Source organism: Rhodococcus sp. DMU1, assembly GCF_012272955.1.
Lineage (GTDB): Bacteria > Actinomycetota > Actinomycetes > Mycobacteriales > Mycobacteriaceae > Rhodococcus > Rhodococcus aetherivorans.
Genome location: NZ_CP050952.1, coordinates 1,443,954 through 1,458,064 on the forward strand (window position 1 = coordinate 1,443,954; position 14,111 = coordinate 1,458,064).

The 14,111-nt window shown below is 73.8% G+C and carries 13 protein-coding genes and 1 riboswitch; of the genes, 5 read left to right on the forward strand and 8 right to left on the reverse strand.

Annotation, left to right across the window (positions count from 1 at the left end):
* Window positions 1–8: 8 nt before the first annotated feature.
* The gene (locus HFP48_RS06800; RefSeq protein WP_006936177.1) at window positions 9–1,667 is read right to left on the reverse strand and encodes a DNA repair helicase XPB; all 1,659 of its coding nucleotides are present in this window, start codon (window positions 1,665–1,667) and stop codon (window positions 9–11) included.
* Between the two features lie 76 nt (window positions 1,668–1,743).
* Window positions 1,744–4,032: a helicase-associated domain-containing protein gene (locus HFP48_RS06805; RefSeq protein WP_168579263.1), complete on the reverse strand. Its 2,289-nt coding sequence runs from the start codon at window positions 4,030–4,032 to the stop codon at window positions 1,744–1,746.
* A gap of 59 nt (window positions 4,033–4,091) precedes the next feature.
* Here HFP48_RS06805 and HFP48_RS06810 point away from each other — a divergent pair, with 59 nt between their 5' ends.
* On the forward strand, window positions 4,092–4,280 hold the full coding sequence (locus tag HFP48_RS06810; RefSeq protein ID WP_006936172.1) for a hypothetical protein: 189 nt from the start codon (window positions 4,092–4,094) through the stop codon (window positions 4,278–4,280).
* Window positions 4,281–4,344: 64 nt separating this feature from the next.
* Here the strand turns inward: HFP48_RS06810 and HFP48_RS06815 are convergent, their stop codons facing one another.
* The 3 genes from HFP48_RS06815 to HFP48_RS06825 all read right to left on the reverse strand — a co-directional run bounded on the left by HFP48_RS06815 (window position 4,345) and on the right by HFP48_RS06825 (window position 5,998).
* On the reverse strand, window positions 4,345–4,929 hold the full coding sequence (locus HFP48_RS06815) for a resuscitation-promoting factor Rpf1 domain-containing protein (RefSeq protein ID WP_006936171.1): 585 nt from the start codon (window positions 4,927–4,929) through the stop codon (window positions 4,345–4,347).
* A gap of 9 nt (window positions 4,930–4,938) precedes the next feature.
* Window positions 4,939–5,164: riboswitch (cyclic di-AMP (ydaO/yuaA leader) on the reverse strand.
* A gap of 211 nt (window positions 5,165–5,375) precedes the next feature.
* Window positions 5,376–5,768, reverse strand: coding sequence for a YccF domain-containing protein (locus HFP48_RS06820; protein WP_006936165.1), 393 nt, complete (start codon window positions 5,766–5,768; stop codon window positions 5,376–5,378).
* The gene (locus tag HFP48_RS06825; RefSeq protein ID WP_072634579.1) at window positions 5,765–5,998 is read right to left on the reverse strand and encodes a hypothetical protein; all 234 of its coding nucleotides are present in this window, start codon (window positions 5,996–5,998) and stop codon (window positions 5,765–5,767) included. The genes HFP48_RS06820 and HFP48_RS06825 overlap by 4 nt, the downstream gene beginning before the upstream one ends.
* A 176-nt stretch (window positions 5,999–6,174) precedes the next feature.
* On the opposite strand from HFP48_RS06825, the gene HFP48_RS06830 reads away from it, so the two are divergent.
* A complete protein-coding gene (locus tag HFP48_RS06830; protein WP_029541805.1) occupies window positions 6,175–6,585 on the forward strand; it encodes a cold-shock protein in 411 nt (136 codons plus the stop codon).
* 82 nt (window positions 6,586–6,667) lie between these two features.
* Here HFP48_RS06830 and HFP48_RS06835 read toward each other — a convergent pair whose 3' ends face one another.
* The 3 genes from HFP48_RS06835 to HFP48_RS06845 all read right to left on the reverse strand — a co-directional run bounded on the left by HFP48_RS06835 (window position 6,668) and on the right by HFP48_RS06845 (window position 9,688).
* Entirely contained in the window at window positions 6,668–7,135 is a 468-nt protein-coding gene (locus tag HFP48_RS06835; RefSeq protein ID WP_006936161.1) for a DUF2771 family protein, read from the reverse strand.
* Complete coding sequence (locus HFP48_RS06840; RefSeq protein ID WP_168579264.1) at window positions 7,135–8,832, reverse strand: MFS transporter; 1,698 nt, start codon at window positions 8,830–8,832, stop codon at window positions 7,135–7,137. Before HFP48_RS06840 ends, HFP48_RS06835 begins: the two co-directional genes overlap by 1 nt.
* A gap of 61 nt (window positions 8,833–8,893) precedes the next feature.
* The gene (locus HFP48_RS06845; RefSeq protein WP_168579265.1) at window positions 8,894–9,688 is read right to left on the reverse strand and encodes a glutaminyl-peptide cyclotransferase; all 795 of its coding nucleotides are present in this window, start codon (window positions 9,686–9,688) and stop codon (window positions 8,894–8,896) included.
* Between the two features lie 49 nt (window positions 9,689–9,737).
* On the opposite strand from HFP48_RS06845, the gene HFP48_RS06850 reads away from it, so the two are divergent.
* The 3 genes from HFP48_RS06850 to HFP48_RS06860 are packed head-to-tail and all read left to right on the forward strand — an operon-like array spanning window position 9,738 to window position 14,082.
* Window positions 9,738–10,775, forward strand: a complete 1,038-nt coding sequence (locus tag HFP48_RS06850; RefSeq protein WP_210432809.1) for a DUF3027 domain-containing protein — start codon at window positions 9,738–9,740, stop codon at window positions 10,773–10,775.
* A gap of 2 nt (window positions 10,776–10,777) precedes the next feature.
* A complete protein-coding gene (locus tag HFP48_RS06855) occupies window positions 10,778–13,546 on the forward strand; it encodes an ATP-binding protein (RefSeq protein ID WP_168579267.1) in 2,769 nt (922 codons plus the stop codon).
* Entirely contained in the window at window positions 13,543–14,082 is a 540-nt protein-coding gene (locus tag HFP48_RS06860) for a phosphatase PAP2 family protein (RefSeq protein ID WP_006936149.1), read from the forward strand. The genes HFP48_RS06855 and HFP48_RS06860 overlap by 4 nt, the downstream gene beginning before the upstream one ends.
* Window positions 14,083–14,111: the final 29 nt, after the last annotated feature.

The window sequence follows — 14,111 nt, forward strand, 5'->3', positions numbered from 1 at the left end:
GCCGGCGGTCAGCCGATGGTGGGGCCGAGCAGATCGTCCGCGTCGGTGATCCGGTACGCGTAACCCTGTTCGGCGAGGAACCGCTGCCGGTGCGCGGCGTACTCGGCGTCGAGGGTGTCGCGCGCGACGACCGAGTAGAAGTGCGCCTGCCCGCCGTCGTGCTTGGGGCGCAGCAACCGGCCGAGGCGTTGCGCCTCCTCCTGGCGCGAGCCGAACGTGCCCGACACCTGCACCGCCACCGACGCCTCGGGCAGGTCGATCGAGAAGTTCGCGACCTTCGACACGACGAGCACCTTCAGCTCACCGGCGCGGAAGCGGTCGAACAGCTCCTCGCGCTCCTTGTTCCGGGTCGAGCCCTTGATCACCGGGGCGTCCAGCGCCTCGCCGAGCTCGTCGAGCTGATCGAGGTACGCCCCGATGATCAGGGTGGGGGAGTCGCGGTGCCGGTCCAGGATCGACTTCACCACCGCGATCTTCGTGTGCGCGGTCGAGCACAGCTTGTACCGCTCCTCGGGCTCGGCCACCGCGTACGTCATCCGTTCCGCGTCGGTCAGGGTCACCCGCACCTCGACGCACTCCGCGGGCGCGATCCAGCCCTGCGCCTCGATGTCCTTCCACGGTGCGTCGTAGCGCTTGGGGCCGATGAGCGAGAATACGTCGCCCTCGCGGCCGTCCTCGCGCACGAGGGTCGCGGTGAGGCCGAGCCGGCGCCGGGACTGCAGGTCGGCTGTCATCCGGAACACCGGGGCGGGCAGCAGATGCACCTCGTCGTAGATCATCAGCCCCCAGTCGCGGGAGTCGAACAGCTCGAGGTTGCGGTACTCGCCCTTCGACTTGCGGGTGATGACCTGGTAGGTGGCGATGGTGACCGGGCGGATCTCCTTCTTCTCCCCGGAGTACTCGCCGATCTCGTCCTCGGTGAGCGACGTGCGGGCGATCAGCTCGCGCTTCCACTGCCGGCCCGCGACAGTGTTGGTCACCAGGATCAGGGTGGTGGCGCCCGCCTTGGCCATCGCGGCCGCACCCACCATCGTCTTCCCCGCCCCGCACGGCAGCACCACCACGCCGGAGCCGCCGGCCCAGAACGAGTCGGCGGCCATCTCCTGGTAGTCCCGCAGGTGCCAGGGGTTGGTCTCGAAGTCCAGGTTGATCGCGTGTGCCTCACCGTCGACGTAGCCGGCGAGGTCCTCGGCCGGCCAGCCGACCTTGAGCAACATCTGCTTGAGCCGGCCGCGCTCGCTCGGATGCACGATCACGGTGTCGTCGTCGAGCCGGGCGCCGAGCATCGGCGCGATCTTCTTGTTGCGCATCACCTCCTCGAGCACCGCCCGGTCGAGGCTGACCAGGGTCAGGCCGTGCGCGGGGTTCTTCACCAGCTGCAGCCGGCCGTAGCGGGCCATGGTGTCGACGATGTCGACGAGCAGCGGCTGCGGGACCGCGAACCGGGAGTGGGTGACCAGGGCGTCGACGACCTGCTCGGCGTCGTGTCCCGCGGCGCGGGCGTTCCACAACGCCAGCGGGGTGACCCGGTAGGTGTGCACGTGCTCGGGGGCGCGTTCGAGCTCGGCGAACGGCGCGATGGCCTGCCGGGCCTCGTTCGCGAGGGCGTGGTCGACCTCGAGGAGCAGGGTCTTGTCGGACTGGACGATCAACGGTCCGTCGGCCACGGACGCCTCCTAGCACGGGAACAGGCAGAACCTCCCCATTCTCCAGGTGCGGCGGCAGGCCCGCCACCGGCCGCCGTCACTCCACGAGCGCGACCGTGGTGATGCGGTGCAGCACGAAGCTGCGGACCGTGCCCGCGGCGGGGTCGAACGCCTCGAGCTGCCCCCCGCCGACGGCGATGGGATCGACGATGCGGTGGGTGGCGACGCCCTGCGCGTCGACGTAGCCGATCCGGACGCTGCGCTTGCCGTGCGCGGCGAGCTGCAGCAGCGCCATCGTCGCGGCACCGCCCGTGCGGGTGCCGTCGCCGCGGACGGTGGTGCCGCGCGGGGCGGCCGCGGCCCGGTCCCCGGCGCGCAGCGTGCGGATCAGGGTGTCGAGTTGCTCCCCGGTGGGCGGCGTCGGTCCGATGTAGCGGGGCCGTGCCCGCGGCACCGACACCCGGGCGCCTCGTGGCCGCAGGTCCAGCACCGCGCCGGTGGCGTCCTCGCCCGCGGGCGCGAAGCCCGCACCGCGCAGCTCGGCGAGCACCTCCGCCAGCGGCGCCTGCGACACCGCGACCGTCGGCGCGACGGCCCGCAGGGCGAGGTGGCCGGCGACGGGGTGACCGAGCACCTCGGCCAGCAGCGCCGGGTCGTCGGAGCGGACGAACGAGGCGGCGAGCCCGGCGCGGAGCCGGCCGTGGCGGCGGGCGACGTCGTCGATCAGGTAGGTCAGCGCCTGGGGAACGGGAGTGCGCGAATGCGTGGCGAACAGGGCGTGCAGCTCGGCGGCGCCGGTGCCCGCGTCCAGAGCGCGGCGCACGCCGGTCTCGCTCACCCGGTACACCGTGGCCGCGCCCGCCGACTCGACGTCGGCGACGAGGGCGATGCGGTCCGCGAGTTCGGGCACCAGGGGGCCGGGCGCCACCACCGTCAGGTCGGCCTGGACCAGCACGTAGTCGACCGGTTCCGGCAGAACCGCGGCCATCTCCGCCTCGGGGTCGCCGCCGTGCAGCAGCGCCTTGCCGGGCGAGGCGAGAGCCCCGTGCGCGACGACGGCCAGCGCCGTCGCCTCCCGCAGCGTCTCGGCCACCGTGTCGCCGCCGAGCCGGGCCGCCCACCGCGGCCGCCGCCAGGCCAGCACGGCTCGCGCCGCATCCGCGCCGGGCGCCGACCCGGGCACCTCGGCGAGCAGCTCGAGCAGCAGGCGCCGCTCGCGCGGTGCGGCGGTGGACTGGCACTCGTCGGACAGTGCGGCGATCGGCTTGTCCGTCGCGTCGCGGCGCCCGACGAGCCACGGACGTCGCGGCGCGTCGAGCCACGCGCCCGCGAGCACGGCCCAGCGCTGCGCGGGCGGCGCGTTCGACCAGCCGTCGGCGGCGGTGGTCGGCGCCCAGTAGTCGTCGATGTCCGTCGGGGGCGGCGGCTGGGGCACACCCCGCGAGATCAGGCCGGCCGCGGCGAGCACCTCGACGAGCAGCGCGGCGAGTTGCTCGTCGACGTCGACGGTCTTGGCGAGGCGGCGCAGTTCGCGCACTCCGAGTCCCCCGGACTTGAGCGCGGGGGCGGGCAGCGCGGCGAGCGCGTCGATCAGGTTCTCGCAGTGCCGCAGCAGTTCGAGGGCGGCGCCCGCAGCGGTGGCGTTGACCTCGGCGACGACGTGCGTCGCGGGCAGCGGCCGGGGCGGGGTGAGGGCGGCGGGGTCGAAGGGGGCCTCGCCGCGCAGCGCCTGACCGACCCGGTGCGGCAGCTCGACGGTCTCGTCGTCGAGCCGGATCAGCAGCCCGGCGGTGAGCAGGCGCTGCACGGGCCGGTCGGCGGGTGTGCCCGCCGCGGCGTCGCGGGTACGCCCGACGGGCGAGGTGCGCGCGAGGGTGTCGAGCAGGCTGCGCTGCGCCGGATCGAGGTCGGCGAGCAGGGCGCCGACCTCGGCCGGGGCCGGCAGCTGCTCGGGGTCGGGACTGCGGCCGATTCGCCACGGCACCGCCTCGGCCGCGGCCTTGACCAGCCGCAGCCCGTCGGCGGGACCCCACACGAGCGACAGGCGGCGCAGGCGGTCGAGGGACCGGTCGACGTTCTTGGCGGTGACGCGGCCGGACACGGAGTCGAGCAGCGCCCGGCGGGTCACCGGCTCCCGGTCGGCGCCCAGCCGGGTCAGCGCGTCGACCACACCGAAGTCGAGGACGGTGAGTTCGTCGGCGGCGCGGAACACCGAGGCACGTTGCTGCGCGCGGCCGGCCAGGACGGCCATCGTCGCGGGTGGCGGGACCACCAGGTCGGGGCGCGCGCGCAGCAGCTCGGCGAGGTCGGCGTCGCGGCGGTCGCTCAGCCAGCGCGCGAGCGACTCCGGCCCGGTCTCCGGCGCGGCGGGGTCGGTGGCGGTCATCGAGACCAGATTAGAGACCTGAAGTAGCTGTCCGTGAACCTGCCTGCCAAAATGAGCGCATGGCTGACAATTCGAAGAAGCAGTATGTCGATCCGGGGTGGCCCAAGGTGGCGGACGGGGACCACGCCGTCACCGAGTTGTCCTCGACTCGTTCCGGCCCGTTGTCCCCGTACGGCGAGGAGATGGAGTTCCCGTTGCCGGTCGACTCCCTGCCGTACACCCACCCCCGCACCGTCATCAACCGCTGATCGAAGCACGAAAGAGCCCCGCACCGGAACGGTGCGGGGCTCTTTCGTGCGTCTGTGCCGGGTGTCAGTTCGGCAGGGCGGCGTTGACCGCGTCGACGAGGTTCTGGTCGACGGCGATGCCGGCCTGGCGCAGGGCGTCGAGGCCCTGTTCGAAGCCGGCCCGCAGGCCCTGGGCCTCCGCGGGCAGAGCGGGAAGCTCGGGCACCTCGGGGGCGGCCTCGACGACCGGGGTGTTCTGCACGGTGCCGGCGCTCGTGGACGGGGCGCTGCGCTGCGTCGGAGCGCTGCTCAGGCCGAGGCTCGAGGAGCAGGACGGCCACGCGCCCCAGCCCTGGCCGGCGAGCACGCGCTCGGCGACGGTGATCTGCTGCTCGCGGGTGGCCTGGTTGGCGGTCGCCGCGTATTCGCCGCCGCCGTAGGCGTTCCACGTGCTGGGGGAGAACTGCAGGCCACCCTGGTAGCCGTTGCCGGTGTTGATGCCCCAGTTGCCGCCGGACTCGCACTGCGCGAGGCGGTCCCAGTCGGAGTCGGGAGCGGCGTTGGCGGTGCCGCTGAAGGCGACGCCCGTGACGCCGAGAACCGCGCTGGTCAGCGCGAACTTGGCGACGGTGCGGCCGGTGTTGGTGGGTTTGCGATGGCGTCCGCTCATGTCGGTTCCGGTTCCTCTCCGTACGCGCCTACGAGGTCAGCTGTCGGGTTCGGGCTGAAGAGGTAGCCCGGCCTCCTCGCCGGTGGGCGATTCGGCTTCACCCCAAGGACCGTCGCCGTGGGCGGCGATCCGGGTGCCTCCTGGGAATCGGTGTTCCCTGGGAGACCGTTGGGTCCCCCGCTTCCTGCTCCCGTGGATCGTTCGTCGGGACACCCGGAATCCGCGGAGCAGGATTTGGCGCGACGGACCCGGGGTGGCCGAACCAACCGGCCGGAGACGACGGTAACGGCTCGAGGCGGGGATTGTCACCAATTGATAACGCCGAGCGCGGCGAGGGCGGCGCGTGAGTGGCGCGTGTGGCGCGATGAAGTCGCAGGTAGGGACCAAAGTCCATCGCCGGTGCCGGTTCGCGACCTCGCCGTTATGCCCGTGTTATGTGAGGAACGTCACATGTAACTCGGGCGGTTGTCCACCGGGACGATGTCCTTCCCGAGCGGCAGCAGCGAGATCGGCACCATCTTCAGGTTCGCGAGCGCCAGGGGGATGCCGATGATCGTGATCGCCATCGCGATCGCCGTCACGACGTGACCGAGGGCCAGCCAGATGCCGGCGACGACGACCCAGATCACGTTGCCGATCAGCGACCCGGCCCCCGCCGTGGGCTTGTCCACCACCGTCTTGCCGAACGGCCACAGCGCGTACATGCCGATGCGGAACGAGGCGATGCCGAACGGGATGGTGATGATCAGCACGAAGCAGATCAGGCCTGCCAGGAAGTATCCCAGCGCCAGCCACAGGCCGCCGAAGACCAGCCAGATGATGTTGAGCAGAATCCTCACGTGCGGTCCCTTCCGCGGGAGCGCCGGCCGGAGCGCAGCGCGAAGGTCAATGCCAGCACGAAGCCGAGCGGCCAGGCGAGAGTCAGCAGATACAGCACCAGGCCCGGCCGACCGTCGGTGACGGCGGGGGTCAGGAAGATCGCCACCACGGCGACGATCCCGACCAGGAAACATGCCAGCGCGGCCTTGAGCAGGCCGTTGCCCGGTGCGGAAGAACTGGAGGTGCCCACGCGTCCACCGTAGTGCTTCCCCACCCGCCCGCGCCGCCGCCGGACTTTCGAAGGTGGACTCCGCCGCGGGTACACTGACGCATGTCTGCGCGTCCCGCACTCGAAGCGGGGCGCGTTGTTTTGCATATCCACTCGTGCCCCACCGGGGCACGGCTGTCGAGGAGCGGGTGAACGCAGTGCCTACCGGCAAGGTGAAGTGGTACGACATGGAGAAGGGCTTCGGCTTCCTGTCCCAGGAGGAGGGCGAGGACGTCTATGTGCGTGCCTCCGCGCTCCCGGCCGGGGTCGAGGGCCTCAAGCCGGGTCAGCGGGTGGAGTTCGGCATGGCCGCGGGCCGTCGCGGACCGCAGGCGCTCAGCCTGAAACTGCTCGATCCGCTGCCGTCGGTGCGCCAGGGCGGGCGGCGTGAGGCGGCCCCCCAGAAGCGGCACACGCCCGACGAGCTGCACGGCATGGTCGAGGACATGATCAAGCTGCTCGAGGCCACCGTGCAGCCGGAGCTGCGCAAGGGCCGCCATCCCGAGCGCAAGACCGCCCAGCGGATCTCCGAGGTGATGCGGGCCGTCGCCCGCGAGCTCGACTCCTGACGCCCGGCGTCGGGCCGACCCGACGCGAGAGGGGCCTTCCGGGACAGCACCCGGAAGGCCCCTCTCGCATGCCGGACGGGGGTCAGAACGTCTGGATCGCCCACACCGGCGCCTGCTCCCCGGTGGCGGGAAGCTGCAGCACCACATTCAGCAACTGCGCGCCGGGGTCGGACGGCACCGTCACGGCCCGGGCCTGACCGGGCGTGTAGTCGCGGAACCCCTCGAAGATCTCGCCGGTGCGGGGATCACCGTAGGTGACGTTCAGCCGCCAGTCCGAGTCGGTGATCTCCGACGGCAACGACAGCTGCAGCGGCCGGCCCGCCGGCACCTCGAGCATCACGGCCTCGAGGCCGGCGCACGTGCCGTCGGCGCTGCACAGGCCGGGCTCGACCGTGACCGTACGGCCCTGCGCGTACGCCGTCACCGTGGGCACGCTCGGCGGTGCGGAACGGACGAGGGAGACCACGACCGCGGTGAGCCCGCCGATCGCGACCAGCGCCACGATCACCAGGATCGCGATCGTCTTCTTCGTCCGGGGCTGCAGTCTCATCACGTTCCGTTTCTCGTCGTACGTCCGCCTGGCCGCGGGATGCGACCGGTGGTCTCCTGGGTGGCGTGTTCCGGGCGTTTGCCACCGAAGCCCGGAACGACGGTGCCTCCACGGTAGGTGAGGATCGTCTGCGTCAGACCGAGGGCCAGCACGACGGTGACCACGGTGAACCCGAGCCAGTACTCGGTCGGCAGCAGGACCCCCAGGGCCCCGCCGAACACCCAGCTCAGCTGCAGCACCGTCTCCGAGCGACCGAACCCGGACGCGATGGACTCCTCCGGCAGGTCCTGCTGCAGTGACGCGTCCAGCGACACCTTCGCCAGCGCGCTCGCGCAGGATCCCACCAGCGCCACGAGGGCCGCCGTGATCAGGTTGCCGGTCGCGGCGGCCAGCGCCGCCATCACCGTCACGGCCGCGGTGCACCGCACCACGATCAGCGCGGGACGGCCCAGCGTGAGCCGCGCGCCGGTCGCGTTGCCGGTGAAGTTGCCGATGGCGGCGGCCGCGCCGACCAGACCCAGCATCCCCGCCTGGACCAGGGGCTCGTGCTCGGTCTTCGACTTGGCGACGAACGCGATGAACAAGGTCAGGAAGCCGGTCAGCACCCGGATCGTGCCGTTGCCCCACAAACCGGTGAGCACGGCCCGCCCCAGCGGCTGCCGGCGGCTCTTCGCGCCGCCGGCGCGCGCGGGCGTCGCGATCACTTCGGTGCGGGTCCCGGTGACCTCGGTGCGGGCCTCGGCGCCGTGATACGACAGCGTGGCCGGCACCTCGCCCTCGGTGACCTCGACCCACGACGGGATCCGCATGCTCAGGTACGCGCCGAACGCCGTGATGACGGCGCACAGCCACAGTGCGCCGGACGATCCGAACAGCCAGGCCGCGGCGGCGGCGACGGCCCCGGCGCCCATCGTGCCGCCCACCAGGCCGAACACCGTGAGCCGGGAGTTCACCCGGACCAGATCGATCTCGGGCGGCAGCACCCGCGGCGTCACCGCCGATTTGAGCACCGCGAACGATTTGGACAGCACCATCATCGCCAGCGCGGCGGGGTACAGCCCCCAGCTGTCGAAGTTGAACACCAGCACCACGGCGAGCACGGTGCGCGCGGCGAACGACGTTGCCAGCGCCAGCCGGCGACCGTGCTGCAACCGGTCGAGCAACGGACCGATCAGCGGGGCGATCACCGCGAACGGGGCGATCGTGATGAGCAGATACAGGGCGACCTTGGTCTTGTCCTCGCCCGTGGCCGCCGAGAAGAACAGGGTGTTGGCCAGGGCCACGGCGACCGCCGCGTCGCTCGCGAAGTTCGCCATCGTCGCGTAGGTCAGGGCCGTCAGGCCCGAGCGGTCCGCACCGTCCGCGGTGGCGGCCCGGCGGAACGTCGCGATGCCCTTGCTCGTGAGCTCACGGCTGCGCAGCGCCGCGACGCGGGTGACCGTCAGTTTCCGCGGCATCCGTGGGGCCCGCGGGGCGCCGGCGCGCTCCTCGCGGGAGAAGTCGTCGCCCCGGTACCTGCGGGCGTCCTCGACCGGGTGCAGCGGCGGCAGGGGGGTACGTCGCGCAGACGCGCGCCGCGGCGGCGGATAGTTGCCGTTGCCGGGGTGCGGGGCCCGGGCCGACCGGCGGGGACGACCGCCGACGTCGGCGCCAGGGCCCGCGTCGTCGTGTGCGCGTTCCTCGTCCGAATCGGTCACGGCACAATTCTGTCGCACCGGGCGGATCGGTGTTCGGTGGCGTGCCCCACCTGCGGCGCGATCACGGCACGAACCGCACCTCGAACACCGACGGCCAGTACTTGCCGGTGACGAGGAAGCGATCGGTACCGGGCAGGTGCGCGATTCCGTTGAGCACGTCGATGCGCTCGCGCTGCCCGTCGGTGAGCCGCTCGCGCAGCGCCCCGGCGTCCACCACGGCGGTCACCCGGCCCTCGTCCGGGTCGATGCGCAGGATCTCGTCGGTCTTCCACACGTTGGCGTACACGGCACCGTCGTCGGTGCATTCGAGTTCGTTGAGGCGGGTGACGGCGCGGCCCTCGCGCAGGACCGTCACCCGGCCCGTCTCCGCGAAGGTCCCGGGGTGCCGGAACGTCAGCTCCGCGGTGCCGTCGCTCATCACCAGCCGGTCGTCCTGGGCGCACAACCCCCAGCCCTCCCCGTCGTAGCCGGCGCGGCCGCGTTCGGCCAGGGTGTCCCGGTCGCGGGCGACCGCGACCCCGTCACGCCACGTCAGCTGCCACACCGTGGTGCCGGCGACGGTGATGCCCTCGCCGAACATGCCGTCCGGCACCGGCACCCGGACCCGTTCGGTGCCGGTGGCCAGCGACCGCGCCGCGATCCACGACCGGCCGGACAGGCCGGTGCCCTCGAGCAACTCGTCGCCGGACACCTCGAGGCCCTGCGTGAACGCGGCGGGATCGTGCGGATGCACGGCCACGACCTCGGCCCGCAGGCGCTCGGGCGGCGGACCCGGATCCGCCGGGGCGGAGTCGCACGCGGCCGCCGCGACGCAGGCGGCGACCGCGGCCGCGACGGAGAGCGGACGGCGGCGCATGCCCACATGATGGCAGCCGAGGGTCGCGGTGGCGGTTCCGTGCGGCAGAATGGGGTCCGTGAGTGGTGTGCCTTCCTCAGTTGCGTCCGGCTCCGCGTCCGCCTCTACCGAACAGCTCGTGCAGCCTCTGCTGGCCGACGCCGTCGACGTCGCGCGGGCCGCGCTGCTGGACGCGGGAGAGACCGGCGTCGGCGCGTACCTCGGCGTCGCGGCCGAGGACGACTGCGCTGCCACCCACCGGTTCGCCGCGGAACTGCCCGGGTACCGGGGCTGGCAGTGGGCCGTCGTCGTCGCCGCCGCACCCGGCTCGGACCGGGTGACGGTGAGCGAGCTGGCGCTGCTGCCCGGACCGGACGCGCTCGTCGCGCCGCGGTGGGTGCCGTGGAACGAGCGGATCCGGCCCGGCGACCTCGGTCCCGGCGACCTGCTCGCGCCCCCGGCGGGGGATCCGCGCCTCGTGCCCGGCTACGTCGCCACCGGCGACCCCGAGATCGACGAGACGGCCCTCGAGATCGGCCTCGGCCGCACGCAGGTCATGAGCCTCGAGGGCCGCCTCGAGGCAGCCCAGCGCTGGTACGACGGCGACTACGGCCCCGACTCGGAGATGGCCAAGGCTGCGCCCTCGACGTGCCGGCTGTGCGGGTTCTACCTTCCCCTCGCGGGTTCCCTGCGGGCAGCGTTCGGGGTGTGCGGCAACGAGTTCGCCGCCGACGGCCACGTGGTGCACTCGGCGTACGGGTGCGGCGCCCACTCGGACACCACCCTGCCGACCGGCGCGGGCTCCCCGGTCCACGAGGCGTACGACGACTCCGCTGTGGAGGTCGTCGCCCTGCCGCCGACCGAGGCGGGTGCGCAGGCGCACGCCCAGGCCGGCGCCGACGCGGACGATCGCGACGCCGCCCCGGCGGACGCGGAAGGCACGGTCCCGGAGGCCTCGGAGGAGACCGGGTCCGGGAGCGCCGGGGACACGGAGAGCGCCGAGAACACGGGGAGCACCGAGAACACCGAGAGCACCGAGAGCACCGAGAACACCGAGGACACGACTGTCGAGCCGGCCGCGGTCGCGCCGCCGGAACAGACCGACTGAGGATGCCGCGCCCCGACCCCGCCGACCCCTTCGGGACCGCGGCGCTGCGCGAGGGCACCCTGCTGGCCTGGGCGTCGTCCCCGACGCGGCTGCGGGAGGATGCCGCCACCGAGGCCGATCTCGTCCGGGCCGGCTACCGGGACCGGGTGCTCACCGAACTCGCGCAGAACGCCGCCGACGCGGCCGCGCGCGCGGGCGTGCCGGGCGCGCTGTGCCTGTGGCGCCACGGCGACGACCTGCACGTCGCGAACACCGGCGCGCCGCTCGACGAAGCCGGCGTGCAGGCGCTGACGGCGCTGCGGGCGTCGAGCAAGACCGGCGGGGTCGGCCGGTTCGGGGTCGGCTTCACCGCCGCGGCCGCGGTGAGCGAGGACATCGAGATCCGTTCGCGGTCCGGCTCGATCCGCTTCTCCGCCGCGCACACCCGGGACGCGCTGGCCGACCGCGGCGTGCCCGCCCCGGAGTCCGGCATCCCGGTGCTGCGTCTCGCGTGGCCCGCGTCCATGCCGCCGGCGCCCGGCTGGGACACCGAGGTGGTGCTGCGGCTGCGTCCCGGGATCGACGCGGAGACGCTGCTCGACGGGTTCGCCGCGGAGGCCGTCGACCTGCTCCTCGAGCTGCCCGCACTGGCCGCCGTCACGGTGGGCGGGCGCGAGCTCACCCGCACCTGCACCGAAGCCGAGTCCGGACTGCGCGTCGTCGCCGTCGGCGAGCAGACCTGGTGGGAGTACGCCGGGCCCCACGCCCGCTGGCTCGTTCCCGTCGTGGACGGGGTGGCGGTGCCGGTGCCGCAGGACGTGCTGCGCGCTCCCACCCGCTCCGACGAGGAACTCTCGTTGCCCGCGCTGGTGATCGCCGACGTGCCGATGCAGCCCGACCGGCGCCGCCTGCTCCCCGGCGCCCCGGTGGCCGGCCTCGCGCACGGCTACGCCGGCTTCGTCGCGGCGCTGCCGCCGCGGCAGCGGCCGTCGATGGTTCCGGTTCCCGGCTTCGCGCGCAGCGAGGTCGACGCGTTGCTGCGTGAGGCCGTGCTGCAGGAGTTGCGCGCGCATCCGTGGCTGCCCCCGGCCGGCGGTGGCGACGATCTGGTCCCGGACCGGGCCACCGCGCTGACCGGTCTCACCGACGAGCTCGCCGCCGTCCTCGCCGACGTCGTGCCCGGCCTGATCCGGCCCGATCTGTGCGGGCCTCGGTACGCTGCGGCGCTCGGCGCCGTCGACGTGCACCGCCTCGGGCCGGCGCGGATCGCCGAGCTGCTCGCCGGGGTCGAGCGCGAGCCCGCGTGGTGGTACCGGCTGTACGAGGCGCTCACCCCGCTGGTCGTCGACTCGGTGGTGGCCGAGGAACTCGCCGCGATCCCGGTGCCGCTTTCGGACGGCCGCACCGTCACCGGGCCGCGGACCGCCGTGCTGGGCACGGACGTCGGGCATCTGCGCATGCCGTGGGTGCGCCTCGTGCACCCCGACGCCGCGCACCCCCTGCTCACCCGGCTCGGCGCCGGCACGGTCACGGCGGTGGATCTGCTCGCGGACCCGGCGCTGCTCGCGGCGGTCGAGGACGTCGACGTCGACGACCACGAGGCGACGGCCGAGCTCGCCGAGGTCGTGCTCCGGCTGGCGGCGCAGGTACCGGCCGAGGCGGTGCCCCGAGAGCTGGGGGCGCTGCTCCTACCCGATGCCGACGGCGAACTCGTGCCCGCCGACGAGCTGTTGCTGCCGGGGGCGCCCCTCGCGGATGTGCTGGTCGAGGACGCGCCCTTCGCCACCCTCGATCCGCAGGTGGCGGAGCAGTACGACGCCGAGGCGCTGCGGGCCGTCGGCGTCGGATGGGGTTTCACGGTGCTGCGTGCCGAGCTGCCCACCGGTCCCGATCACGACCTGCCCGACGAGGAGCAGTGGTGGGGAACCCTCGACGAGGACCCCGAGTCGCTCGTGGCGGTGCGCGACCTCGACCTCGTCGACGACGCCCGCTGGGATCGGGCCCTGTCGCTCCTCGTCGCCGAACCCGGCACGGCTGCGGCCCTCGGCGACCGGCGCGGCTACACCGCCTGGTGGCTGCGCACCTACGCGTCGCTGGGCGGCCGGACCCTCGGGCACCTGCGCGCCCCCGACGACGAGGCATTCGCCGGTCTGCTCGACCCCTGCCCGCACCCGGACGCGGACCGTCTGCGGCCGTGCCTGGCCGCGACGGGCGTCGAGAGCACGGAGACGGCCGCGCTGCTTCTCGACCGCCTCGCCGACCCCGACCGCACCCCCGCCCCGGCCGTCACCGCCCGCGCCCACGCCGCCCTGGCCGCGGCGAGTGCCGCCGGCATGCTCGACCTCGACGCCCTGCACCTGCCCGACGCCGTCCGCAGCCTCGCCGGGTCGATCGTCGACGCGGCGGACGCGCTGGTGCTGGACCGGCCGTGGCTCGCCGCCGTGGTGCCCGCCGACCGGCTCGTGCTCGGCGCCCTGCCGACCGCAGCGGTCCTCGCCGACCTCCTCGACGTCGCCCTCGCCTCGGCCGAGGTGTCCGGACACGTCACCGGCCCGGGCCGCGCGACCGGGTGGCGGAACGAGCCCGCCGCGGTGCTCGCGGCGGCCGTCGCGCAGCGGCCGTTGCCGCGCGGACCCCTCGTCGTGCACGAGCGGCTGACCGTGCGCTGCTCCGGCGCGGTCACCGGCGAGCGCGACGTCTCGTGGTGGGTCGACGAGAGCGGTACGACGCACTGCACCGGCCCGGGACTGGCCGCCGCCGTCGCGGCGCTCTCGCCGCCGGAGCCACGATGAGCATCGACACGACGACCCTCGACGGCGTGGTGGAGCTCCGCGAACCCGCGCTGACCGCCGTCGTCACCGCCGTCACCCACACCGGCGGTACCGTCGCCGTCGCCGTGGTCACGACGGCGCTGACGATGCTCATGCTGCGCGCGGGCCGTCGCGACGATGCGCTGCTCCTGTCCGCGACGATCCTGACGGGCTGGCCGCTGATGAGCCTGCTCAAGCTGCAGTTCGGGCGGGAGCGCCCGCCGCAGCCCGCGCGCCTCGTCGAGCTGACCACCCACTCGTTCCCGTCCGGCCACGCCATGATGACCGCGATGCTGGCGACGGTGCTCGCCGTCGTGATCGCCCGGCAGTCGCCGCCCGGCAGCCGCCGGGCGCTCGTGGCGTACTGCGCCCTGGGCGCCTACACGCTCGCGGTCGGGCTCTCGCGGGTCTATCTCGCGGCCCACTGGCTGACCGACGTCGTCGCCGGGTGGCTGCTGGGGTCGTTGTGGGCGCTGCTGTGGGTGGGGTTGATCACGCGGGTGCGGGCCCGGCTGTGACCGCGGCCGTGGGGCCGGGCGGCGTGGGA